Below are 261 nucleotides of genomic sequence, written 5' to 3' on the forward strand. Positions count from 1 at the left end.
ATCCCTAAAGCTTGGGCAGCTTGCTGGCCAACTGTATTAAACGCTTTATAAGCTGCCTCAAGCTGGGGGTTTTGAAACCTGAATGTTTGATAACCCATCATAGCTCGACCTGCAAAATTACCCAACTCGCTAAGCATATTCCCTATAACTTTATTAGGCGCATTAGGTGTTTCTTTTTGAGCACTTTCGATAGTGTAAGCTAGCCATGCGGGCATTAATTGTTCTGCGTTTTTTGTTAGTCTGCTTTGGCCATATCCATAT

General features: G+C 42.1%; 1 pseudogene. It reads right to left on the minus strand.

Going from position 1 to position 261, the window contains the following annotated elements:
- Window positions 1–261: pseudogene (locus JJQ98_RS08770) on the minus strand (outer membrane protein); the annotation flags it as partial.

Origin of the sequence: Helicobacter pullorum NCTC 12824, assembly GCF_017979475.1 — a bacterium.
In the GTDB taxonomy this organism is placed as follows: domain Bacteria; phylum Campylobacterota; class Campylobacteria; order Campylobacterales; family Helicobacteraceae; genus Helicobacter_D; species Helicobacter_D pullorum.